The sequence below is a fragment of the Streptomyces sp. NPDC049887 genome, assembly GCF_040656535.1.
In the GTDB taxonomy this organism is placed as follows: Bacteria; Actinomycetota; Actinomycetes; order Streptomycetales; family Streptomycetaceae; genus Streptomyces.
The window spans coordinates 86,198-109,460 of sequence record NZ_JBFAMM010000015.1 but is presented as its reverse complement, the minus strand read 5'-3'; the positions used below and the strand labels follow the sequence as shown (position 1 = coordinate 109,460).

The 23,263-nt window shown below is 71.3% G+C and carries 16 protein-coding genes, 1 tRNA gene and 1 pseudogene; 9 read left to right on the top strand and 9 right to left on the bottom strand.

The window, feature by feature from the left end; all coding sequences use genetic code 11:
- Positions 1-304 precede the first annotated feature (304 nt).
- Positions 305-2,032, top strand: coding sequence for a recombinase family protein (locus AB0J10_RS19870; RefSeq protein WP_363063279.1), 1,728 nt, complete (start codon positions 305-307; stop codon positions 2,030-2,032).
- On the opposite strand, the gene AB0J10_RS19865 is transcribed toward AB0J10_RS19870, so the two are convergent.
- Positions 1,997-2,081, bottom strand: a tRNA-Leu gene (locus AB0J10_RS19865). The genes AB0J10_RS19870 and AB0J10_RS19865 overlap by 36 nt on opposite strands.
- Before the next feature lie 212 nt (positions 2,082-2,293).
- Between AB0J10_RS19865 and AB0J10_RS19860 the strand changes: the two genes are divergently transcribed.
- The 3 genes from AB0J10_RS19860 to AB0J10_RS19850 all read left to right on the top strand — a co-directional run bounded on the left by AB0J10_RS19860 (position 2,294) and on the right by AB0J10_RS19850 (position 6,432).
- Positions 2,294-3,601 carry a DUF2254 domain-containing protein gene (locus AB0J10_RS19860; protein ID WP_363063277.1) on the top strand — a complete coding sequence of 436 codons (1,308 nt, stop codon included), beginning with the start codon at positions 2,294-2,296 and terminating at the stop codon, positions 3,599-3,601.
- 650 nt (positions 3,602-4,251) lie between these two features.
- A complete protein-coding gene (locus tag AB0J10_RS19855; protein ID WP_363063275.1) occupies positions 4,252-4,653 on the top strand; it encodes a hypothetical protein in 402 nt (133 codons plus the stop codon).
- Between the two features lie 507 nt (positions 4,654-5,160).
- Complete coding sequence (locus tag AB0J10_RS19850; RefSeq protein ID WP_363063273.1) at positions 5,161-6,432, top strand: cation:proton antiporter; 1,272 nt, start codon at positions 5,161-5,163, stop codon at positions 6,430-6,432.
- 401 nt (positions 6,433-6,833) lie between these two features.
- Here the strand turns inward: AB0J10_RS19850 and AB0J10_RS19845 are convergent, their stop codons facing one another.
- Positions 6,834-7,544 (bottom strand): PepSY domain-containing protein, encoded by a 711-nt coding sequence (locus AB0J10_RS19845; RefSeq protein ID WP_363063271.1) that lies wholly within the window; start codon positions 7,542-7,544, stop codon positions 6,834-6,836.
- A gap of 709 nt (positions 7,545-8,253) precedes the next feature.
- Between AB0J10_RS19845 and AB0J10_RS19840 the strand changes: the two genes are divergently transcribed.
- Together AB0J10_RS19840 and AB0J10_RS19835 are read left to right on the top strand one after the other, a co-directional pair.
- Positions 8,254-8,460, top strand: coding sequence for a hypothetical protein (locus tag AB0J10_RS19840; protein ID WP_363063269.1), 207 nt, complete (start codon positions 8,254-8,256; stop codon positions 8,458-8,460).
- Between the two features lie 35 nt (positions 8,461-8,495).
- Positions 8,496-10,166, top strand: coding sequence for a hypothetical protein (locus AB0J10_RS19835; protein ID WP_363063267.1), 1,671 nt, complete (start codon positions 8,496-8,498; stop codon positions 10,164-10,166).
- A gap of 231 nt (positions 10,167-10,397) precedes the next feature.
- Here AB0J10_RS19835 and AB0J10_RS19830 read toward each other — a convergent pair whose 3' ends face one another.
- The 3 genes from AB0J10_RS19830 to AB0J10_RS19820 all read right to left on the bottom strand — a co-directional run bounded on the left by AB0J10_RS19830 (position 10,398) and on the right by AB0J10_RS19820 (position 14,255).
- On the bottom strand, positions 10,398-12,626 hold the full coding sequence (locus AB0J10_RS19830; RefSeq protein WP_363063265.1) for a xanthine dehydrogenase family protein molybdopterin-binding subunit: 2,229 nt from the start codon (positions 12,624-12,626) through the stop codon (positions 10,398-10,400).
- A 76-nt stretch (positions 12,627-12,702) separates the two neighbouring features.
- A complete protein-coding gene (locus AB0J10_RS19825) occupies positions 12,703-13,689 on the bottom strand; it encodes a xanthine dehydrogenase family protein subunit M (protein WP_363063263.1) in 987 nt (328 codons plus the stop codon).
- Positions 13,686-14,255 carry a 2Fe-2S iron-sulfur cluster-binding protein gene (locus AB0J10_RS19820; RefSeq protein ID WP_363063261.1) on the bottom strand — a complete coding sequence of 190 codons (570 nt, stop codon included), beginning with the start codon at positions 14,253-14,255 and terminating at the stop codon, positions 13,686-13,688. Before AB0J10_RS19820 ends, AB0J10_RS19825 begins: the two co-directional genes overlap by 4 nt.
- A 285-nt stretch (positions 14,256-14,540) precedes the next feature.
- On the opposite strand from AB0J10_RS19820, the gene AB0J10_RS19815 reads away from it, so the two are divergent.
- Complete coding sequence (locus tag AB0J10_RS19815) at positions 14,541-15,440, top strand: GNAT family N-acetyltransferase (protein ID WP_363063259.1); 900 nt, start codon at positions 14,541-14,543, stop codon at positions 15,438-15,440.
- Positions 15,441-15,673: 233 nt separating this feature from the next.
- On the opposite strand, the gene nhaA is transcribed toward AB0J10_RS19815, so the two are convergent.
- The 3 genes from nhaA to AB0J10_RS19800 form a co-directional block, all read right to left on the bottom strand.
- Positions 15,674-16,990 carry a Na+/H+ antiporter NhaA gene (gene nhaA / locus AB0J10_RS19810; protein ID WP_363063257.1) on the bottom strand — a complete coding sequence of 439 codons (1,317 nt, stop codon included), beginning with the start codon at positions 16,988-16,990 and terminating at the stop codon, positions 15,674-15,676.
- A 224-nt stretch (positions 16,991-17,214) separates the two neighbouring features.
- The gene (locus AB0J10_RS19805; RefSeq protein ID WP_363063255.1) at positions 17,215-18,765 is read right to left on the bottom strand and encodes an alanine/glycine:cation symporter family protein; all 1,551 of its coding nucleotides are present in this window, start codon (positions 18,763-18,765) and stop codon (positions 17,215-17,217) included.
- Positions 18,766-19,404: 639 nt separating this feature from the next.
- Entirely contained in the window at positions 19,405-20,466 is a 1,062-nt protein-coding gene (locus AB0J10_RS19800; RefSeq protein WP_363063253.1) for a helix-turn-helix domain-containing protein, read from the bottom strand.
- Between the two features lie 402 nt (positions 20,467-20,868).
- On the opposite strand from AB0J10_RS19800, the gene AB0J10_RS19795 reads away from it, so the two are divergent.
- A complete protein-coding gene (locus tag AB0J10_RS19795; RefSeq protein WP_363063251.1) occupies positions 20,869-21,153 on the top strand; it encodes a YkvA family protein in 285 nt (94 codons plus the stop codon).
- Between the two features lie 152 nt (positions 21,154-21,305).
- Here AB0J10_RS19795 and AB0J10_RS19790 read toward each other — a convergent pair whose 3' ends face one another.
- Complete coding sequence (locus AB0J10_RS19790) at positions 21,306-21,947, bottom strand: CAP domain-containing protein (protein WP_363063249.1); 642 nt, start codon at positions 21,945-21,947, stop codon at positions 21,306-21,308.
- A 1,059-nt stretch (positions 21,948-23,006) separates the two neighbouring features.
- Here AB0J10_RS19790 and AB0J10_RS19785 point away from each other — a divergent pair.
- A pseudogene (locus AB0J10_RS19785) lies at positions 23,007-23,237 on the top strand (hypothetical protein); the annotation flags it as partial.
- Positions 23,238-23,263: the final 26 nt, after the last annotated feature.

Here is a 23,263-nt window from a genome sequence, read left to right as displayed (position 1 = left end):
CATGTCAGCAGCAACCGCACGGAGCCAAAGAGCATGACCGGGCACGCACCTGAGCACCGATCCGGTGCAGGTAACCCCGGGGAGGTCGACGTAGCCCTCCCTGCTGAGCCGCCTCTCGTGACCGAGTCCGTCGCCACCAGCCTTTTGGATTTCCTTCGCGTACTTGGCGGCGACCCGAGTCAGGCTTGTCCGAGAGCAGGCGGCAGTGCACCACAGGGCTGAGGGTCCGCTGGCGCTTCTCGGCCCCTCCGGGTAGGACAGAACGCCATCAACTCACGTATCCCAACCGCTGCACCGAACCGCCGTGGAGGTCTCAGCGCTCGTGATCCGTTTCGCCTTCGCCGGACGCTGCTCAACCGAGGACCTTCAAGACCCCGAAGCCTCACGGAACTGGCAGCTCACCCGCGCCCGCGCCCTGATCGAACCCGCCGAGGGCCACATCGTCGCCGAGTACTTCGACATCGGCCACAGCCGCGCCCTGCCCTGGCAGCGCCGCCCCCGCGCCAACGAACTCCTCAAAGCCCTCCGTGACCCTGGACGCGGGTTCGACGCGGTCGTGATCGGTGAGCCCCAACGCACCTTCTACGGGAACCAGTTCGGCAACACCTTCCCCGTCTTCATCCACTTCCGCATCCCACTGTGGGTGCCCGAGGTCGGCGGCCCCATCGACCCGGACAACGAGGCCCACGACCTCGTCATGTCCGTCTTCGGCGGCATGAGCAAGGGAGAACGCAACCGCATCAAGATCCGGGTACGGACAGCCATGAGTTCCCAGGCCCAACTACAGGGCCGCTACCTCGGCGGACGCCCACCGTACGGGTACCGCATCGCCGACGCCGGACCACATCCGAACCCGGCCAAGGCCGCCGCCGGCCAGCGCATCCACAGACTCGAACCCGATCCCACCGCCGCGCCCGTCGTCCAGCAGATCTTCTCCCTGTACCTCGAGGGCCTCAGCGACAAGGGCATCGCCGCCCGCCTCACCCGCGACGGAGTCCCCTGCCCTTCGGCTCACGACCCGGACCGCAACCCCCACCGGGCGAAAGTCGCATGGCAGCAGGGTGCAGTGAGAGCGATCCTGCTCAACCCCCGCTACACCGGCTACGAGGTCTGGAACAAACAGCGCAAGGAAGAACGCCTCCTCGACATCGACGACGTCACCCTCGGCCACACCACCCGCATGACACACAACCCCACCGAGAAGTGGATCCGCTCCAACGAACCCGCCCACGAAGCGATCATCAGCCCCGACCGTTTCGACGCCGTCCAAGCCCTCCGCAAACAGCGAGCCCGCAACCAGGGACGACAGGAACGAGCCGCAAAACCCAGCGCCCGCCCCTACGCGCTGCGCGGCCGCGTCCGCTGCACGCTGTGCGGGCGGAAGATGCAGCCCGCGACCATTCGCGACCGCGTCTACTACCGGTGCCAGTTCACCGAGCACGAAGCAGCACTCCACCCCGGCCTCGACCACCCCCGCACTGTGTACCTGCGGGAAGACATCGTGTGCCAGGCCCTGGACCAGTGGATCGTTCGCGCCTTCGCACCCGACCGGCTCACCGCCACGATCCAAGCCCTGGCCCAGGCCAGCGCCGCCGCAAGCGCCGCCGAGTCGCAGACACCCGAGCAGGCCCAAGCCCGCAAAGCGATCAAGGACTGCGACCGCCGCCTCGCCCGCTACCACGCCGCCCTCGACGCCGGCGCCGACCCCGCCGTCGTCACCCAATGGATCAACGAAGCTCACCGAGACAAGGAAAGCGCCCAGAAGCAGCTCGACACGCTCCCTCACGCGAACCGACACAAGGAGCCACCACTCGACGCACACCGCATCCGACAGCTCACGGACAGCCTCGGCGACATCGCACAACACATTCACGCAGCCAGCACCGACACAAAAGGGCCACTCTACGAAGCCCTCGGCATCACCATCAGCTACGAACACGAAACGAGGACCGCAACCGTAAGGTCGAGGCCCTCGAATCCGTATCGTCAGTGGTTGTGTCCGAGGGGGGACTTGAACCCCCACGCCCGATAAAGGGCACTAGCACCTCAAGCTAGCGCGTCTGCCATTCCGCCACCCGGACCAGGTGTGCAGTCGGCCCCGGGGTGTTCCCCGCGGCGACATGGACAACTCTACCAGGGGTTCGGGGTGCCTCCGAACCGCATTTTCCGTGGTCAGTGGGGTGGGGCGGGGAAGGAGCCGCCCCATCTGCCCGTCTCTCGCGCCCACCGGAACCCGACGCACGGAGAGTGATCGCGCGCGCACGTGGCGTATGTCGTCGTCTAGCCTCACGGCGTGAGCCGTGAACTTCGTCATCGCAGGCCGCGTGCACTGTCGCCGCTTCGGGAGCATCTGCGCGACACCTTCTGGTTCGCACCCACCACGGCCCTGACGCTCGTCCTGCTGCTCTGGGGTGTCGCCGACACCCTCGATGCCGCGATCGTGGACGCGCTGAGGGAGGACGGGGACCTCGAGGGCATCCGTCGGCTGATGGCCGTCGCGGAGGACGCCCGGACCATCGTCACCACCGTCAGCGCGGCGATGATGACCTTCATCGGCGTTGTCTTCAGCATCTCGCTGGTCGCCGTCCAGATGGCCGCCGGGAACTTCACACCCCGTATCGTGCGGATCTTCATCCGGAGCAGGATCAGCAAGCTCACCTTCGCGGTGTTCCTCGCGACGTTCCTGCTGTCGCTGCTGGTCCTCACCTCGTACGAGGGCGAGGCCGACCCGCGGAACGTCATGACCGTGCCGGTGGTGCAGAGCGCCCTGACCGTCGTCCTGGTCGTGCTCAGCCTGGTGCTGTTCATCGCGTACGTCACCCAGACGCTGCAGCTGATGAAGGTCGGGCCCGTCGTGGAGCGGATCAACAAGGAGTCGCTCGGGGAGGTGGCGAGGATGCCCGTGCAAGGGCCCGACGGGGCGCCTCTGGCGCCCGAGATCGCGCGCATGAGCCACCAGGGGCGTGCCGGTGTACTGCGGGACGTGCACATCGCACGGCTGGTGCGTGTCGCACGGCGGAACGGCGTGGTGCTGCGGCTCATCCCCCGGATCGGGGATCACGTGGTGCCCGGTACGCCCGTGCTCGCGGTGCACGGGCCGCGCGTGCCCGCCCGGTCGGCGCTGCGGCACAGTGTGTCGGTCGGGGTGGAGCGCACCTTCCACCAGGACCTCGGCTTCGGACTGCGGCAGCTGTCCGACATCGCGCTTCGGGCGCTGTCGCCCGCCGTGAACGATCCGACCACCGCCGTGCAGTGCCTCGACCGGATCGTGGAGTTCCTCGCGGCGGTCGCCGTACGCCCCCTGGGCGCGGTGCACCACCGGGACCGCAAGGGGGTCGTGCGGCTGGTGCAGAACGTCCCCGGCTGGACCGATCTCGTCGATCTCGGGCTCACCGAGATCCGCGGGTGCGCCACGGCAAGCCCGCAGGTCTCCCGGCGGATGCTGGCCGGCATCGACGATCTGCTGCGGCTGGTGCCGGAGGAACGGCGCGCCCCGCTGGTACGGCACCGGGCGCTTCTGGTGCAGGCCCTGGAGCGGACGCTGCCCGAGGCGGCCGAGCGCGTCTTCGCACTTCAACCCGACCGCCAGGGCATCGGCTGAGCGTGGGGCGGAAGGCCGGTCCGGTGCCCTGCTGCCGGCCCTCCGGGGCAGCGACGTATCCGCCCGGCGCGCGTTCAGGACACCGGAGGCGGTTCGCCCAGCCGTCAGTCGCACGGTGCGCAGGCCGCCGCGTTCGACCCCGACGTCCGTCACCTTCAGCCGGGTCCCCGGCAGGAGGACGAACCCGTCCTCCCCGGTGAACGCGGAGAAGCCGCGGATTCACGGCCCGGGCGGGGACCGCCTCGAACGGCGCCCGCTTGCCGCGGCTGCCGAGGACCGCCTTGGCAACGCCGCGCTCGGCAGTGCACGAGGGCACACCCCACCAGGTCACGGCCCGGCCGAGGGGATGCTGCGCGGACAGCTCGAGGGACACCGCGCGCCCCAACGGACGTGTGATGGCGGGAAGCTGCGACACACCGCGGTGAACAGCAGCCGCGGATACGTCAGATACGGGACGAGTCAGGTCCGGGGAGCAGTGCGGCGTTGGTCTCCCGGTGGAACGCGGATTCGCAGGTGCGGAGGTGGACGGCGACGCCGGCCCACCGGGGCCGGGAGCCGAGCGGACGGTGGCACTGGTGTGCCGATCCGCCGCGTTCGGCGGAGCCGGAGCGCGCTGATGGCGCGGGAACCCGCTGGTAGATTCGTCCGCCATGCGTTCACGTGAGTACGATCTCGACTTCCGCGACAGGGCCGCCCGGATACGCGCCTGGGGGATCGGGCTGTTGGCTGTCGCGGCCCTTCAGTGGGCATGGTGCGCCCTGCTGCTGCTCACGCCCTACACCGTCGACGAGGAGCCCGACGACCAGCACCCCGCGAGGTGTGAGTCGCGGTTGCTGACCGAGGACGGTACGGCCAACGGGGGGCTGCGGAGGGGATATCGGTGCCAGAACGAACGGGACTGGCCTGAGGCCCTGGCCGTGCTCGGACTTTCCGTACCGGTGTCGGTGGCCGGTGTCGGGCTCTTCACGAGCGGCAGTGTGAGCCGCCGGATGAGTGCCCACGCCGAGGCCATGCGCGAGCTGGACCAGCTCGTCGACGCACGGAAGGCGTAGCCAGGGGCGGCCTCGGCCGTCCCCGCGCGACCGGCCGGAGCGCCTCGTCCCGCGCCCGCAACCACGCTCCGTCCGGTCACCGGGACCGCTCCGGCCCGGACTCCGGTCGTGATGGTGCCCGTCGACGGGGCGGGGGCGGGCGGTCCGGTGCCGGCCGGGCCCGGGCGCCGTATGCGTTCCTCATGCCGGTGTGAGATCTTCATGTCCGGTCAACGGGCGGCTTCTTCATACGCAATCGGTGATGTCGGCACTACCGGGCCTCATGGGCGTTCACAAGAATCGGTGTGACATCAGGTTCACCGGTTGCCGGGACGCAGGGTCGTGCATCCGGGAATCCCGCGGCTCCGTCACGAGGAAGTCAACGACAGAGGCTCTCGCCAGGACGAGCGCACTCGCGCTCGGGTACTTCGTCCGGGAACAGGCCGGGAACGCGGGATGCCTGTTCCTTTCCGGCCCAGCCACGCGCCGCGCAGGCCCAGGGGCCGGACCTCGACGGACGGAGACGCCATGACCGCACACCAAACGACCTCGCTCCTGGTCGGCCTCGCCGCAATGGTGCTCCTGGCGCGGCTGCTCGGAGCACTGGCCCGTCGGCTGGGCCAGCCGGCGGTCGTCGGCGAGGTCCTCGCCGGAGTCGCACTGGGGCCGACCTTCTTCCACGGGGCGATAACCGACGCCCTGTTCCCGCAGGACACAAGGCCGTTGCTGGGTGCGCTGGCCACGATCGGTGTCGCCGTCTTCATGTTCATCGTCGGGCTGGAGTGGGACGCGGCCCTCATCCGCGGAAGCGGTGCCATCGCACCCACCGTGTCGATCGTTTCCATCATCCTTCCGTTCGGCCTCGGCGCGGTGCTGGCCGTCCACCTGATGCAGGACCACGGTACGGGCGACAGGGCGGCGTTCACGCTCTTCATGGGCATCGCCATGTCGATCACCGCGTTCCCGGTGCTGGCCCGCATACTCACCGACCGGGGCATGACCCGCACCCCGCTCGGGGTCGTGGCCCTCGCCTGCGCCTCGATCGACGACGTCCTCGCCTGGTCCGTGCTCGCCGGCGTGGTCGCGCTCACCGGTTCGACGGGCCCCGAACAGTGGCGGATCCTGCTCGCCCTCCCGTACATGCTCGGCATGCTGTTCCTGCTGCGTCCGGTGCTGCGCCGGCTGGCGGGCCGGCGCGGCCCGCTCCGCCTCACCCCCACCGTCCTCGCGGGTGTCCTCGCCGGACTGCTGCTCTCCGCCGCCACGGCGGAGTGGCTGGGCCTGCACTACATCTTCGGCGCGTTCCTCTTCGGCATCGTCCTTCCGCGCACCGGCACCGAACGGCTCCGCCGTGAGGTGCACGACCGTCTCGGCCAGATGAGCGGCACTCTGCTGCTGCCCGTGTTCTTCCTCGTCGCCGGCCTGAAGGTGGACCTGTCGGGGCTCGACGCCGGGATGCTCGGCGACCTGGGGCTGATCCTGCTCGTGGCGGTGGGCGGAAAGTTCGTCGGTGCGTACGCCGCCGCCCGCGTCAACCGGATGCCCGTGAGGCAGTCCGCCGCGCTTGCCACGCTGATGAACACCCGCGGCCTGACGGAACTCGTCGTCCTGAACGTGGGACTGCAACTGGGCTTCATCCGGCAGGACCTGTACTCGCTCATGGTCGTCATGGCCGTGGTGACGACCGCGATGGCGGGCCCGCTGCTGACGTTGCTGCTGGGACGACCGGCCGGTGACGACCTCGCCGATCCCGTCGCCACCGCCGGCGCGCCCGAGCGCGCGAAGGAGGCGGTCTCCTGACCCGCGGGACACCGTCCGGCGGCGCCGGCGGGTCTCCCGGCCCCGGTGGAGCGCACGGTCCACGAGGCGCGCCCGGCCGTGGTGTTCAGGGAGACCGCGTGGTGCGCGGTGCCCCGCGGGGCGGGGTGCCGCGGTCGGTCCCAGCCGGGACGGAACACCGCCTTCGGGGGAGTGAAGGGAGCGCGAGGCACCCTCCGGGACGAGACAGGCGTGTTCGGGCCGTACGGCGCGTCGAGCACATCGCAGCAGCCGTACGTGACGACGAGCGCGGGCACCGTCGCCGGGAAGTCCTCCGGACGCCGCCGGAGGTCGATCCCCGGGGGGAGGAGCGTGACGACGAGCAGCGGGCACCCGGACCCGCCCGCGATCTCCGCCGGCGGCAGACGGCCCGCGGGGAAGGATCAGCCCTTGTCCACCTGCTCGCGCAGGACCTCGCCGGTGGCGGCGTCGATGTCGAAGGCCGTCTTGCTCCAGTCCTGCTGGTTCACGACGTCGACCGACCAGACGAGCGTGTTGTCCTCGTCGCCCAGGTGGACGTCGGTGACGGTTCCCTGCTTCCTGTCCGTGGCCGTCTTCACCGCCTGCTCCGGCGACACCTGAGCCCTGGTCAGGCGGTCGGTGAGCTCGCGCATGTCGTCCGCGTCCTGGTCGGTGTCCGGCTGGGACCGAAGCACCGTGCCGGACACCCCGTCCACGAGGACCCGGTGGACCATGCCGTTCTGGCCGCCCACCTCGGCCGTCCACTCGGGGCTGCCGGGGTCCGGTGCGGGAGAGGTGGTGGCGCCGCCCTTGTAGCGCCGCAGTTCGATCCCGACCAACTTGCCGCCGGAGACGGTGCCGACGGCCGTGTCGGCGGCCTCGTCCCAGGGGACCTTGGCCGCCTGCACCAGCGACATGCGCGCGACCTGGTCGTCAGTGAGGCGGGCTCCTGTGCCCGTGGGGTCCGGTGAACCGGTGGGGCTGACGCCGGTCGGGGCCGCCGGGGTGGCGACGGCCGCCGGACCCTTGGTGCCCCCGCCGCTGCCGCAGCCGGCGAGGAGCAGGGCGGAGCAGACGACGAGACATGCGGGCAGGACGGTACGCGTACGGAGAGCATGGAGCGATTCGTTCATGTCGCCACGCGTAACCGCTGCCCCGGCGAGGCAGACCGGCCGCCCTGAAGATCACCCGTTCGCCGCCCCGACCGCCGCCGGGGGCGTGGCCTCGGCTCCTCCGGTAGCCCGATTCCCGTTCCGTGCGCGGCGCGGAGGTCTGCGGGTCTCGGGGCGACGGATCCAGCGGCCACCGCCCGCGAGCCCCGGATTCCCGGTACGTCAGCGGCTCCGGCGCACCCGGTCCGCGGGCAACTGCCGGTCCTCTTCCCCGCGGTGCCCGTCGCCGGCGTCCGCAGCGCCCCCGCGAAACCGCCCGGCCTGCGTCCACTCGGCAAACCACCAGGCACCCGTCACCACGCCGGACCACAGGAGTCCGGCCGACACCGCGGAAGGCCACGACTCCTTCTCGGTCCACCTCTCCACCGCCGCCAGCACCATCCAACTGCTCAGAAGGACAATCGCAACCCGTACACGTCGATGCTTGAACATCCGGCCCGGCTACCCGCTCCGGGGGGAAGATCACCCGACGACCGGCGCCGTGCGGGCGGGCCGGCGTACGCGGGCGCGGTCGCCTGGCCGGACAAGGTGCTGAGGTGCCCTCAACCGCACATCAGTCAGCATAAGTGCGCAGATATGACTTTATGAGTTTCCGCACGCATATTCCGCTGCCATGCCCGTTGGGCAGATAGTGGACGGGAAATGCTGGACTCCGAAAAGGAGGTTCGCCATGTCCTGTCCACCGTCGGTCGATGCGCGCAAAGCGCTGGATTTCCTCAGAACCAGTGGACTGGTCGATCTCAGCGTTCCACTGGAGCGTGTGGTCGGCCAGGTCAGCCAACTGGACGATGTCGCGGGCTACGTACTGGCCTGGGAACGCTACGTCCTGGTCGTGGCCAACGAAGTAGCGGACGCCTCGGCGCCCACTGACAGCTGAACGAACGAAGCAAGATGACTGCCGGGAGGATCACGGTGAGAACAGAACGGCCCGGCGTCCGGTCATCTCGAAGGCGCGCGGTGGAGGACCGGGCGGTCGCCTGGCTCGCTGCGCGCCGGGCCCTGCTGGACCCGCGCAGCGCCCGGCCCGACAGTGTGCTCTTCACCCGCAAGGCGCTGATCGAGACGGCGTTCCTGGCAGGACTGCGAGCCCGGCTCGACGAGGCGCCGCTCAAGGACGACTACGCGTCGATTCTCGAGCAGGTCGAGGACGTGGCCCGGGAACCCTCCTATCGGGAGATGATCGCGCGGGACGAGAGCGCCCTGCTGTTGTACGCCGGTACGTACGCGGCTCTGCGGCTCTGCGGCCGCGACGCCCCGGAGTTCGAGCGCATCGTCCGGCAGGCCGTGGAAGGCGGGTACGCGGCGGCTTTCGAGCGCGTGCCGTACCGGCAGCTGGACCTGCTCCACACGCTGTACCTGTGCGGAATCGAGCACGACCTGTCCCCGATGGACGATGTTCTGCCGTTCTCGCTCCTGTGCCGGCGCCCGAACGTGCTGAAGCTGGCCGATCGGGACGTCTACGCCATCACCCACACCATCTTCTACGTCACCGACTTCGGCCTGCGCGAGCCGGTATGGCCTCGCGAGTTCCACCCCGGTGAGGCGGTCGAGCTCCTCGAAGCACTTCTCGTCCTGGCCGAGGCCCGCACCAACGCCGACCTGGTCGGTGAGCTCCTGTGCTGCCTGTACTGCCTCGGTGTCGGCGAATCCCGCGCGACGGAGCGAGCCTGGGCCTTCCTGGAGTCGGTCCAGGAAGACAACGGTCGCGTGAACGGCCCCGAAGGCGTGCTCCACCCCGGAACCGACGCCGGGGACAGCGACTTTCGGCACTGGGCCGAGGGGTACCACACCACCATCGTCGCCGCCCTGGCCGGCCTGCTCGAGCGCAGTCCAAGGCGCCGCACCCAGTCGCCCCCGTCTCCGCCGGCCGAGAACGTCCTCCTGCGGGCACCCCTGCGGCACGCGGTGATGTGGCTGTGCGACGCGAGTCCGGAGCAGGACCGCCGCTCCGGCCTCGCCGGGGTCACCGCCGCGGCCGTCGGCGCGTCCGCGATCCGGGAACACGACCTCGCCCGCCCCTCACTCGAGCGCTGCGCGGCAGACCTCGCGGACGCCTCCCCGGCCTTCTGGCAGCAGCAGGGCATGGAGATCGCAGGGGAGTTCGCACTGGCGCTCCGGCGGGCGGAAATCCACTGCCCCTCCCTGGACGCACACCTCAAAGCCACCGCCGACGCTGTCGCCTCGTTCGAGAGCATCCCCGCGGACATCGCCGCCGGTGTGCACCGGCTGATCGGCCTGGGGGTCCTCAGCCGATCCGTCGCCTCGGCGATCCCCCGGCAGAACAGGCACCGGGAACCTCGCCTCTATCCTCTCCACGCCGCGGTCTCCCTGTGCGAAGCCCGGGAGAGCTACCACCTGGGGCAGCTGGCGGCGACGCTCCGCACCCTCGTCCAGGACGGTTGGGGCCACCACCGCATCACTCGGGACGCCGTGTCCTTCCTGGTCGCCCAGCAGAACACCGGTGGAGCCTTCGGCTATCCGGCCTTCGACGACCGGACGGCACGCCGCAAGGCCCAGTTCTCCTGGACGCGGAGTGCGGTGATCGCACTCGCCGCCGCGGCGACGACCGGGCCGACCGACTGACCTGTGGTCGTCCGCGCCGGGCGCGGGGACGGTGCGTGAGGAGTGGACGGCCCGGGACGACGGCGGGCCGACCCCTCTGCCCGGCGGTCGCCTCCTCTCCGGCCCCGCCGGGGCGTACCAGGGGCGGCGGCCACGACCTGGCACAAGGCCGGCGCGGGGCCCTCGGCGCGAAAGGATCGGGGCAGGGGCCACCGCTCACCGCAACGGCGACGAGGAACTCGTCTTCGGTCTTCAGGCGTCCAACGGCGGCAGCCCGGGCAGCACCTTCTCGATGGTGACGGGGAAGTCGCGCACCCGCACACCGGTGGCGTTGAACACCGCGTTCACCACGGACGCACCGGCGCCGCAGATGCCCAGCTCACCGACGCCCTTCGCGCCCAGGACGTTGGCCTTGTCGTCGTAGCCGTCCAGGACGACGGCGTCGACGTCGGTGATGTCGGCGTGCACCGGCACCAGATAGCCCGCGAGATCCCGGTTGACGAAGGCACCGGACCGCGGGTCGACGACGGCCTCTTCCTCGAGGGCCGCGCCGACACCCCAGATCATGCCGCCGATCAGCTGGGAGCGGGCCGTCTTCGGGTTGAACACCCGGCCCACCGAGAACACCCCGAGCATCCGCCGCAGACGGATCTCGGCCGTGTCCGCGTCGACACCCACCTCCGCGAAGTGGGCCCCGTAGGTGTTGATCGAGTAGTCGGAGTAGTTCGGTTCATCGCCCATGTAGCGGATCCGGCCCTCGGCCTCCACATCGTCGGGACGGCTGCGTGCGGCGATCCCTCCCAGTGTCTCGGACGCCCCGCCGATGCGGACGCTCCCGTCGGAGAACACGGCGTCGGCCGGGTCCAGTCCGTGCAGTGGGGAGCGCGCGTCGCCGCAGGCCGCCTGCAGCAGCTTCTCGCGCAGGGCCAGGCACGCCCGGTGCGTGGCGGTGCACGAATTGGTGGCGCCCCACGAGCCTCCCGAGCCCCAGCTGGTGGGGAGATCGGAGAGCCCCAGCTCTATCCGCACCCGTTCGAGGGGGAGTCCGAGTCCCTCGGCCGCGACCTGGGTGAGGATGGTGTACGTGCCCGTGCCGATGTCGGTCATGTCCGTGCGGACGACGGCGGTGCCGTCCGCCTCCAGCCGCACGCGTACCGTCGTCGGTCCCTGGAAGTGCCCGCGGATGGCCGCCGACATGCCGTAGCCGACCAGCCACCGCCCGTCGCGCACACTCGCAGGCGTGACCGGGCGTTGCTCCCACCCGAACCGGCGGGCGCCTTCGCGCAGGCAGTCGACCAACCGCCGTTCGCTGTACGGCACGTTCCGCTCGGGGTCGACGGTGGGCTCGTTGCGGATCCGCAGCTCGACCGGGTCCAGGCCGAGCGCATGGGCCAGTTCGTCCATCGCCGACTCGACCGCCAGCATGCCCGGCGCCTCGCCCGGCGCGCGGACGTCCGTCCCGCGCGGCAGGTCGAGCGCCGCCAGCCGGTGGCTGGTCAACCGGTGGGGCGCTGCGTAGAGGCTGCGCGTGGTGGCGGCGGTCTGCTCGGCGTACTCGACGTCGGGGTTGGTGTGCATCGTGACGTCGTGGGCGATCGCCGTCAGCCGCCCGTCGCGCTCCGCGCCCAGCCGGACCCGCTGGCGCGACGTCGGTCGCATGCCGACGAGTTGGAAGACCTGCTGCCGGGTCATCGCGACCTTCACCGGCCGGCGCAGCGTGCGGGCGGCGAGTGCCGCCAGGATCGTCTCCGAGTGAATGCCCAGTTTCGAGCCGAACCCCCCGCCGACGAAGGGTGCGACGGCGTGGACGCGCTCGGGGGCCATCAGGAGCGTCGCGGCGACCGATATCTGCGCAGCGTTGACGATCTGGGAGCTGACGTGGACGACCAGGTCCTCGCCGCGCGGTTCCGCCAGACACGCGTTCGGCTCTATCGGCAACGAGAATTCGTACGGTGTCGTGTAGTGCTGGTCGACCCTGACCTCCGCGTCGTTGAAGCCGGCCTCGAAGTCGCCGACTTCGGTGTCGGTGGGGAGGCCGGCGTTGACCACCTTCGGGATGTAGACGTCGTCCTCGAAATCGGCGAAATCGAACCGTCCGCGCCCGGCGCTGTACTCGACCTCGACGAGGCCGGCCGCGGCCCGGGCCTGCTCGAGGGTCCCGGCGACGACGAGCGCCACCGGTTCGCCGTAGTAATGGATCTCGGGGCCGGTGAGCTCCGGCTGGGCGCGCCAGTACTCGAAGGGAACGGACTCGTCGCGGGGGCCCTGCGCCGGGGCGTTGAGATGAGTCATCACCAGGTGCACGCCGGGTGCCCGCCCGGCCTCCTCGGTGTCGATCCGGGTGATGCGGCCCTTGCCGATCGTCGCCCCAACGATGAAACCGTAGAGCGGCGGGCCGGCCTCCCAGTGCTCGTAGGCGTAGGCTGCCCGCCCGGTCGCCTTGAGCGGCCCGTCGACGCGGTCCACAGCGTGCCCGATCATCTCGCCTCCTCCTGCGGGGCCGGTGTGCCCGCCGGTCGGCTCCCGGGCCCGGTCGGTCCCGGCCGCCTGGCGGGGCTCAGCCGGTCCCGGCCACCTGCGCCAGCGTGCGGCACAAAGTGCGCCGGGCCAGCTCGATCTTGAAGTCGTTGTGCCCCTGTCCGGCCGCACCGTGCATGGCCGCCTCGGCGGCGGCGCGATACGTGGCCATCCGGGCGGGCCGGCCGGTCAGCGCGGCCTCCGCCTCGACGGACCGCCACGGCTTGTGCGCCACACCGCCGAACGCCACCCGGGCCTCACCGACGGTCCCTTCGTCGGTCGTCGACACGACGACCGCCACGGAGACCAGAGCGAACTCGTAGGACGCCCGGTCGCGCACCTTGCGGTACCTCTGCCGGCCCGGCGGGGGCGGCGGCAGGACGACGCCCGTGATCATCTCTCCGGGCCGCAGCACGGTCTCGATGTGCGGTGTGTCGCCCGGCGGTCGGTAGAAGTCGGTGATGGCGACGCGGCGCACCGCCTGGTCGGCGTCGAGGAGTTCGACCTCCGCGTCCAGCACCGTCAGGGCCACGGCCATGTCCGAGGGGTGGGTGGCGATGCAGGATCCACTCGTGCCGAGGATCGCGTGTATGCGGTTGAACCCGCCGATGGCCGAGCACCCGCTCCCCGGCTCCCGCTTGTTGCAGCCCGCGGCGGTGTCGTAGAAGTAGGGGCACCGGGTGCGCTGCAGCAGGTTTCCCCCCGTGGACGCCTTGTTGCGCAACTGGCCCGAGGCACCGGACACCAGCGCCTCCGACAGCACCGGACAGCGGGTGCGCACCAGGGCGTGGGCGGCCACCTCGGAGTTCGGCGCCTGAGCGCCGATACGCAGCCCGCCGTCCGGGAGTTCCTCGATGTCGCGCAGCGGGAGCCGGCTGATGTCGACCAGATGGCTCGGCTTCTCGATGTCCAGCTTCATCAGGTCCAGAAGGTTGGTGCCGCCGCTGATGAACTTCGCGCCCTCCCTGGACACCGCGGCGACGGCGGCCCGCGGGTCCGTTGCGCGCTCGTAGGTGAAGGACCTCATGCCGTACCGCCTTCGGCCGTGCCGCGGATGGCCGCGACGATGTTCGGATAGGCGGCGCACCGGCAGATGTTTCCGCTCATCCGCTCCCGGATCTCCGCGTCGGTCAGCGCGATCTGCGGCGAGGCCACGTCGGTGGTGGCGTGGCTGGGCCAGCCCGCCTCCACCTCGGCCAGCATGCCGACCGCCGAACAGATCTGCCCCGGCGTGCAGTAACCGCACTGGAAACCGTCCTTCTCGACGAAGGCGCGCTGCAGGGGGTGAAGGTGGTCGGGATCTCCGAGACCCTCGATCGTGACGATCTCGTCGTCCTCGTGCATGACGGCGAGTGACAGACAGGAGTTGACGCGCCGGCCGTTGACCAGCACCGTGCAGGCTCCGCACTGACCGTGGTCGCACCCCTTCTTCGTCCCGCTCAGGCGCAGGTGTTCGCGCAGCGCGTCGAGCAGCGAGGTCCGCGGATCCACCTCGAGCCGCCACATGTGATCGTTGACGTTCAGCCGTATCGCCGAGAGTGGGGCCGTGTCGCCGTCGCTCGGCCCGGCAGGGCCCGTCCCCGGATCGCTCATCACAGCCCGCCTTCCTCACTCGGGTGCGGGTGCCAAACCGGACATGCGTCACCGCTGTCGGCGCGCCTCCCCGCGGTTGGTCGACCCTGCGGGGCGCGCTCTTCCGTACAGCGTCTCGCACATGCCTGCCAACCGCGATTCATGTCCTCGCGGAGCGGTTCCCCGCACCCCCGTCCGGTCCGCCGGCCGGAGAGCGGGCCCTGCCCGCCCGTGCCGGGGCACCGCGACGCCGGGCCCCGGTGCGACCGGCTTGCCCGGCCGTTTTCCTCTGACTAGAGTCAGAGGATGACCGATGAGCAGGTGGACCAGGTGCGGCGATTCAACCGGACGGTCGCCGAAAGGGTGGGAGTGCTGCACGACCACTATCTGGGCGGCGCACGTCCGTACGGGCAGGCGCGACTGCTCTGGCAGATCGGCGACGGCGACACGCACGACGTACGCGGCGTGCGGGACCGGCTCGGCCTCGACTCCGGCTATGTGAGCCGGCTGCTGCGGGCGCTCGAACGGGACGGCCTCGTCGCCGTGCAGCCGCACCCCCGCGACCGGCGGGTACGCACGGTGCGGCTGACCGAGGCCGGACGGCGGGAGCGCGCCCTTCTCGACGGCCGCAGCGACGCGCTCGCCGCATCGCTCCTCGCCCCGCTCAACGCCCGGCAGCGGGACCGGCTGACCTCGGCGATGGCGGAGGTCGAACGACTGCTGACCGCTTCGACGGTCACCTTGTCCGTGCTCGACCCGGACCATCCGGACGCCGCCCACTGCCTGAGGTCCTACGCAGCGGAACTGGGGGAGCTCTTCGACGGCGGTTTCGACCCCGCGAACAGCCTGCTGCCAGACCCGGGCGAACTGCGCGCGCCGCGCGGACTGTTCCTCGTGGCCCGGCTGCACGGTGAGCCGGTGGGCTGCGCCGGGCTCAAGCTGCCGGCCGGAGCACCCGCCGAGATCAAGCGGCTGTGGGTCCGTCCCGGCGCCCGAGGGCTCGGCCTGGCCCGGCGCCTGCTGTCCGAACTCGAGGAACGTGCCGCCCGGCACGGCAGCGAGCTGGTGAGGCTCGACACCAACAGGGCCCTGGAGGCGGCCACGCGTCTCTACCGAGACAGCGGTTACACCGAGGTCCCGCCCTTCAACGACGAGCCCTACGCCCACCACTGGTTCGAGAAGCGGCTCACCCGGGGAACGCCGTAGGAACGAAGCTCCGCCCCCAGGGCGTCAGCCGTCGGCCGCCGGGGCCACGTCCGCGCGACGCGGCCGGCCGGGTGCCGGGGCCGGGCGTCGCTGAGCCGCGGCGACCTCCGCTCCCCGCCCCGCAGGGCGCCCGTCACCCGGGCGCTCGGTGGACGCCTCGGCCACCCGGCGGCGAGAGTCCGGGGCGGCGGGAGTCGGGGGCGGCCCTTCGTGCGAGGTCGAGCCGGGCACCGTCACCGGGTGGTGTCGGTCGCTGCGGGAGCCGATTCCGCCCGCTGGTAGATGTCGGGGATGCCGTCCGCGTCGTCGTCGCGCGTCTCCTCCTCGTAGAGGCGGCGGTAGACGGCGTTGCGGCGTTTGATCAGCAGGGCGGCGAGGCCCGCCGCGATCAGCGATCCGACCAGGACCGCCGCCTTGATCTGCTCGGCCCGGGACGGGTCTGGGAAGGCGAGCTCCCCGATGAGGAGGGCGACGGTGAAGCCGATGCCCGCCAGGACCGCGAGGGAGAAGACGTCCGCCCACTCGAGATCCGGGTTGAGCCGGGCGCGGGTGTAACGAGCGGCGAGATAGGTGCCGGCGAAGATGCCGACCGTCTTGCCGACGACGAGTCCGAGGACCACCCCGAGCGGTTCGGGACGGGTGAAGACCTCGCTCAGGGCCGCTCCGGAGACGCCGACACCCGCGGCGAACAGGGCGAACAGCGGCACCGCCACGCCTGCCGAGACCGGGTGGAGCAGATGCGAGGTGCGCTCGGCGGGGGACGCGTCCTCGCCCTTGTCGCGGGTGGTGCGCAGGATCAGGCCCATGGCGACGCCCGCGACCGTGGCGTGGACGCCGCCGTTGTACATCAGCGCCCAGATGGCGATGCCGAGGGGCACGTACCACCACCAGCCCCTGACCCGCAGGCGCTGGAGGGCGTAGAAGAGGGCCAGTCCGGCGAACGCCCCGCCGAGCGCCGCGAAGTTCAGGTCGTTGGTGAAGAACACCGCGATGATCAGGATCGCGCCGAGGTCGTCGACGACGGCGAGGGTGAGCAGGAACGCGCGGAGAGCGGCGGGCAGATGGGTGCTGAGGACGGCCAGGACCGCGAGCGCGAAGGCGATGTCGGTGGCCATCGGTACGGCCCAGCCGTCCGGCGAGCCCCCCGCCGGCACGGCGACGGCGGCGTAGAGGGCGGCGGGAACGACCATGCCGCAGACCGCCGCGATGACCGGCAGGGCGGCGGTTGCGGGGTTGCGGAGTTCGCCGACGACGAGTTCTCGCTTGAGCTCGATCCCCGCGACCAGGAAGAAGACGGCCAGGAGACCGTCGGCGGTCCAGTGGCCGACGGAGAGGTCGAGGCCGAGGGCGGGTATGCCGAAGTGGAAGTCGCGTATCGCCTCGTAGACGCCGCTCCACGGGCTGTTCGCCCACACCAGCGCGACGACCGCCGCGGCGAGGAGGACGAGTCCGCCGACGGTCTCCGTACGCAGCGCCTGGGCCACGGCGTTGCGCTCGGGCAGGGGCAGCAGGCCGAGGAAGGTGGTGCGCTGACGCGGAGCGTCTGACATGAGGGGGGCCTCCGGGCCGTCGTTGTTGCGGGCACACTGCGCCCTTTGCCGCCGACCAGACTTCCCGGCACACCTCGCGTCGTGTTGACGCGTTCTTAACACCCTAACCAGAAGGCGGGCACTGTCACCAGACAGCACCCCACCTGCGGGAACGTGGATGAAGGGGCCGCATGCGCAAGGCGCGGGCGCATGCGGCCCCTTCAGGAGCCGGACCGCGAGGGCGGTCAGACGGTGGTCTTCGCCGGCTCCTGGTCCTCGCCGGAGTCGTCCTTCTGACCGGCCTTGCGGGCCCGGACGAACTCCAGGAAGGTGTTCAGCTCCCGCTTGACGACCGGGGCGAGCAGGTAGAGACCGATGATGTTGATGACCGCCAGCATGAAGAGGACCGCGTCGGCCATGTCGATCAGGGTCTGCAGGGTGAGCAGCGAGCCCGCGACGGCGAACAGCGTGTAGAGCACCTTGAAGGTGGTCTCGCTGGCCTTGCTGCGGCCGAAGAGGTGAGTCCAGGCCTTGAGGCAGTAGTAGCCCCACGTCAGCACCGTCGAGATGGCGAAGAGCAGCACCGCGAAGGTGAGGATGTACGGGAACCAGGGCAGCACCGTGCCGAAGGCGTCCGAGGTGATGGTGACGCCGCCGCCGACCGCCTCGCCCTCGCTGGCCGCCTTGCGCGCCGCCTCGTAACTGGCCGGGTTGGCGATCACGATGGTGAGGGCCGTCATGGTGCAGATGATGACGGTGTCGATGAACGGCTCCAGCAGGGCGACCAGGCCCTCGCTCGCGGGGTGCTTGGTCTTCACCGCGGAGTGCGCGATCGGGGCGGAGCCGAGGCCGGCCTCGTTGGAGAAGGCGGCCCGCTTGAAGCCGACGATCAGGGCGCCGATGACGCCGCCCGCCACGCCCGTGGGGCTGAACGCCTCGCGCACGATGGTCGCGATCGCGTCCGGTACCGCCGTGACGTTGACGAGCAGGACGACCAGGCAGGCGGCGATGTAGATGGCCGCCATCGACGGCACCAGCTTGCTGGTGACGTTGGCGATGGAGCGGATGCCGCCGAGCAGCACGATGCCGACGAGCGCGGCGATGAGGATGCCGAAGAACAGGGCGCCGGTCGAGGAGCCGAGCGCGCCGTTGTCGCCGCCGGTGACGGAGACGAGCTGGGCGTAGCTCTGGTTGACCTGGAAGAGGTTGCCGCCGAAGAGGCCGAAGAACAGCACCATGATCGACGCGAGGATCGCGAGGACCTTGCCGAGGAGCTTGCCGTTCTTGCCGAAGCGGTCGACGAAGCCCTTGGGGAGGTAGTGCATCGGGCCGCCGGAGACGGTGCCGTCCGCGTGGACCTCGCGGTACTTCACACCGAGGGTCACCTCGACGAACTTCGTCGCCATGCCCAGCAGACCGCAGAGGATCATCCAGAAGGTCGCACCGGGGCCACCGATGGAGACGGCGACCGCCACACCCGCGATGTTGCCGAGGCCGACGGTGCCGGAGACGGCCGCGGTCAGGGCCTGGAAGTGGTTGACCTCACCGGTCGACCCCTTCTCGTCGTACTTCCCGCGCACCACGTCGACGGCGAGGCGGAACTTGCGTATCTGTACCAGCCCGAACCACGCGGAGAAGACGAGGCCGGCGACGACGAGCCAGGCGACGATGAGGGGGAGATCCGTCCCGGCGACGGGAACGGAGTAGAAGACTACTTCTCCGAGCCAGCTGGCGATGGGCTCGAAGAATCCGCTGACTGCCTTGTCGACGGATTCGGTCATGGACTCGAGTGACACAGTGGCTACCTCATGGCGCAGGACCGGCGCAGGCGAGCTGCACCGGAAGGTGTGCGGTCTTGGAGCGAACGCCGTTGTCCGTTCGGCGACCCGGGGCGCGTCGGTTCGCGGACTCGAACCTGATCGCCCTGGTCGTGCCGCGCCGGCGGGACCGGCGCGCCCCGCGTCACGGCACGAGGCCTTCTGCGGAGTTGCGCAGTTCTAACACTTTTTTTGCGCATCACTGGGTGACCGGAATCACATAACGGCGAGTAACGAAGGGAAGTGCCTGCGAGCGTGACGAGACCGTTATCCGGAAGAGTGTCCCCGTTCACCGAACGTCCATGAGGGCTGGCTGTGTGTGCTCGTCGAGTCCCGGTGCTGAGGCGTTGACCTGCGGAAAGGGTGCGCCGTGCGGCCTCGGGCCCGCCACGGGGAGGCTCTGAGCACGCCGGATACCACCCCGGAGCGCATTCGATGCCCGCTCCCGGCAGAGTTCCGTCGCGGAGGTTGCCGGTTCCGGGCAGTGACGGCCAGGGAAAGGGGCGGCAAAATCCGCGCGCCGGGCCTTCCGTGCCGGGTTCCCATGCCGTATGAAGCGGGTCGGCCGGCCCGGAACCGTCCTGGCCAGGCCGGTGAAGCGCCGCGTCCCGCGGCGGCTCACGCCTCCCGCTCGGGCCAGTCGAGGAAACGTGCGCCGATGACGGCCGTCTGGAGCGTGTAGCGGTGCACGGGGTCCGCCGGATCGGCGCCCGTCAGCTTGTGGATGCGTTCAAGCCGGTACGTCATGGCCCGCACGCTGAGCGACAGACGCCGCGCCGCCTCGGCCGCGACGCAGCCGCTGTCGAAGTAGGCGGCGAGCGTCCCGATCAGTGGCCTGGCGCCGCCGCGGGCGTCCCGCAGCGGACCGAGGACGCTCTCCACGAGATCGGTCATCGCCTGCCGGTCGCGGGTGAGCACGGGATACACCAGCAGATCCGCGGCCCGGAGCACGGGATCCTCCAGACTCAGGCGCTCCGCCAGGTCCAGGGCGTTCAGCGCCTCCTCGTACGAGTGGACGACTCCGCCCGCGCCCGGATGGGCGCGCCCGATGGCCACGCGGCCGCCCTCCGCGGCCGCGTAGGCCTGTTTGGCGAAGAAGGCGAGGACGTCCGACTGGTCCCCCGGGGCGATGCAGATCAGCCGCCCGTCCTTGGTGGTGAGCAGGATGCGGCGGTCGCCGAAGCGGGCCAGCAGCGCGGACTCGATCCGCCGGGTCGCGGGCGAGCCGTCGCCGAACGGCTCCGTGCCCTGCGCGGCGGCGACGGCGTGCGCGTGGGAGAGGAGCAGCCCGAATCGCTCCGCGCGCTCGGCCATGCGCCCCAGGTCGCTTCGCCCGTAGAGCAGATCGTCGATGAACTCGCGCCGCGCCGCCTCCTCCTGGCGCACGGCGAGCCGCTGCGCGCGCTCGTGGCCCTCCCCGAAGGCGTCGACCGCCTGCTCGACGGCGGCGAGGAGATGGTCGGCCGCGTCGGGCGCGAGCGTCGCGCGCACCGTTCGCGCGGCACCGAGCAGGACCCGTACCAGTGCCCGCATGCCGATGCCCGCCTCGGCGGCGCGCTCGCCCTGGAACCGGAGCGACTCGAGCTCGTCCCGGCCGAGCCTGCGTCCCGTCGCGCAGGCCGCGATCAGGATCTCGTCGTACCCCGCCACGTAGTACTCGGGCGCAGTCCGGTCCGCCATGCGCTCTCCCGTTTCCCGGCTTCCGGCGCTTTCGCCCGCCGTCGAGGTCCGGGTGCCGGCGGCTCCGGGTGCCGGTGGCGAGACGCCGGCACGGAGCGGGCCCCGGGCGTCAAGGATACGTAAAGACTGCCGGTCAACGGCAACGTCGGCGAGAGTGGCGGTCCGACAGGCCCCCTGCCACGCCGTGGCGGCTGCCGGGCCTGCGCAGGGTGCCGCTCCACGAGGGCTGCCGCGGAGGCTCCGTCCCCCGGCCCTGCTCCGGATCGCCCGCCGGTGCACCGGCCCATCGCCGGGTGGGGTCCGTCCCGGACGGGGCCGGTGCTCGTGACCCGGCGCCGTCCGTCCGGAGGCCGTTCGGATCCCCGGCGACTCACCGCCGCCGGCCGGGGTAGAAGGAAGCTCATGGACGGCAGCGCCCTCTGGTGGGTCCTCGGCGCGATCACCCTCGCCACGGCCGTCGGCGCGGGGTGGCTGCTGCTGCGTGTGGTCAGGGCCCGCAGAGCGCTCGTCGACGCCGGCGTGCCGGTCAGGGACAAGGCCCTGTTCTGGGCGGCCGTGCTCTACACCGTGTCTCCCGTCGACCTGCTGCCCGACCCCGTGTACGTCGACGACATCGGCGTCCTGGTGCTGGCGTTGAGGGCTCTGCACACGGCCGCCCGGGGTGCGGCACGGGAGAAGCCCGGATGACCCTGCCGGGACGAGGCGACTCGAACAAGCGAGCGGCCGTCGCCCGGTCAGGGGCACACGGCAGGCGTCCCGGGAGCGCCGGCGCGAGCCCCTGCCCGTGTTCCGGGCGGCCGGGCCGTTCAGCCGTACAGGGACGGGGGCCCTTCGGTGCGCTACCGGGTGCCTCGGGCCAGCACCGGACCGCTCCATGATCCGGTCGAGTCGGCGGCGGTCGGCGCCGGCAGCGACCTCGACGCAGTCGTGTTGACCCCGCATCCGGCGGGAGCCCTGGTCACCAGCTTGCGATGTGCGCCGAGAAGGTTCACGTCCCAGTAGCGGCGGTCGTATCCGATGCCGACGGCCACGATGCCGCGGTTCATCAGTGCCTTGTGCACCGCGTTCCCGGGGGCCGGGTCCGTCGCCCTGTCCGCGAAGTACCCGTCGTGGGTGTAGCCGTACGCCATGGTCTCGGAGATCAGGCCGGAGTACAGGCCCGCGTCGGACATCCGGGTCCGCAGGTCGCGACCGTCGCTGCCCACGGAGGTCAGCCGCCCCATGGCCGCCATGTCCCTGGCGTGCGAACGTCCCACCTCGCTCGCCCGGTCGGAGACGCGCAGACCGGGCAGGCCCCTGGCCACGCGTTCCTTGTTGATCTCACACACGATCCAGTCGACGTTCGGGTAGTACGGCCGCCCCGGGGACTGCCTTTCCGCCGGGTCGGACGAGGGGGCGTCCGCCGCCTGGGCGGGGACGGCGGGTCCCCACAGGACGGCGGCCGACAGTGCGGCTGACACAGCCGAGACCAGGGTCTTCACGATGAATCCTCCGATTCGCGCAGGGCGGGCGAGCCTCGCGTCGCCGATGCCGTCACCGTGGCACGGACCCGGACTCCCGCCGGCCCGGACACGCCACGATCACCCGCACCGCACCCGCGACATGCCGACGGACGCGTGCGGCGTCTTCCGCGCATGTCCGTCGAACCGGCCGGCGTGCCTGCGCGGCCGCGGTCTGATCCCGGCGGCGTCCGGGGGCCACCGCACGCGCCACGAACCGGTGGACCCGCGCCGAGGCGCCGCGGCCGCTGCGGGATGCGTGGCCGCGGAGACGTCGGCAGCGGCCCGTGCCGCTCGGGCACCGAACCTCTGATCTACCTCAACTCCGTTTTGATCCCGGGAGTGTTCGGGGATCACGTCCTCACATCGGTCATCCTCGCTTGGGGGGACGGGAAAGGTGAGGTCATGGGAGTCGTTGTTGCCGTGGTGGCCGCTGCTGTCGTGCTGGTCGGCGTGATCGGGTGGGCGGGTCGGGCGAGTCGCGCCTCGGCGCTTGCCGCCGCCCGGCGGCCGGGCCGGGCCGGCAGGGGCGTCGGTGCGGGGAGCGCGGGGGCGTCGACCTGGCTGGCCGCGTCGGGCTCGTGGACGGCCGGTGGGAGTTGCGACGCCTCGTCGTCGAGCAGCTGCGGGGGCGGTGGGGGCTGCTGAAGGACGGCCCGCGGCGGGCCCGTCACCGCGACGGGCCCGGTGCGGGCGGGGCTGTGCGCCCAGCACCGCGTCGGTCTGGACCGCGGTGCCCGGCGAACTCCGCAGCCGGGCACCGCGATCGGCCGGGACGGCCGGACCGCACGCCGCCAGCGGCGGAGCGGGCGCAGGCCGGTGCGTACCAGACGTGAACGTCCGACCGTCGTAGGGTCGGATATATCGGATATATGCCTGGTGGGGTGGCCCGCGCCTGCGCCACCCGCGTGCGGGGCGCAATGGAAAGGGGTGGACCGGGCAGGCGTTGCGCTTCCTGCGTGCCTCGGGGGTGATGCCCGCCGGGTCCCCCTCCGGAGAGGCTCGGCAGGGCGCTGCGGCGCTCGGAAGGGAACGAACGGCGTGCGACTCAGGTTCGAGGGCTGGATTGCGGGGATCGGTACCCGGTCGGGCGTTCGCCTGGTGGTGGGGCACTGGGTGCGGTCGCCGTTCGGGGCGTTCGCTGACGTCATGATCGAGCGAGGTGGTGGGGAGCGTCTCCTGCTGGCCCCCTCTCGCGGGATCGCGGACTTCGTCGCCGCCACCTATGCCTTCGACGAGGTGCGGGTGGTGCCGGTCCGGGTGGCGGTGGCGGAGAGGGGCTGGGCCGTCGCGGCGCC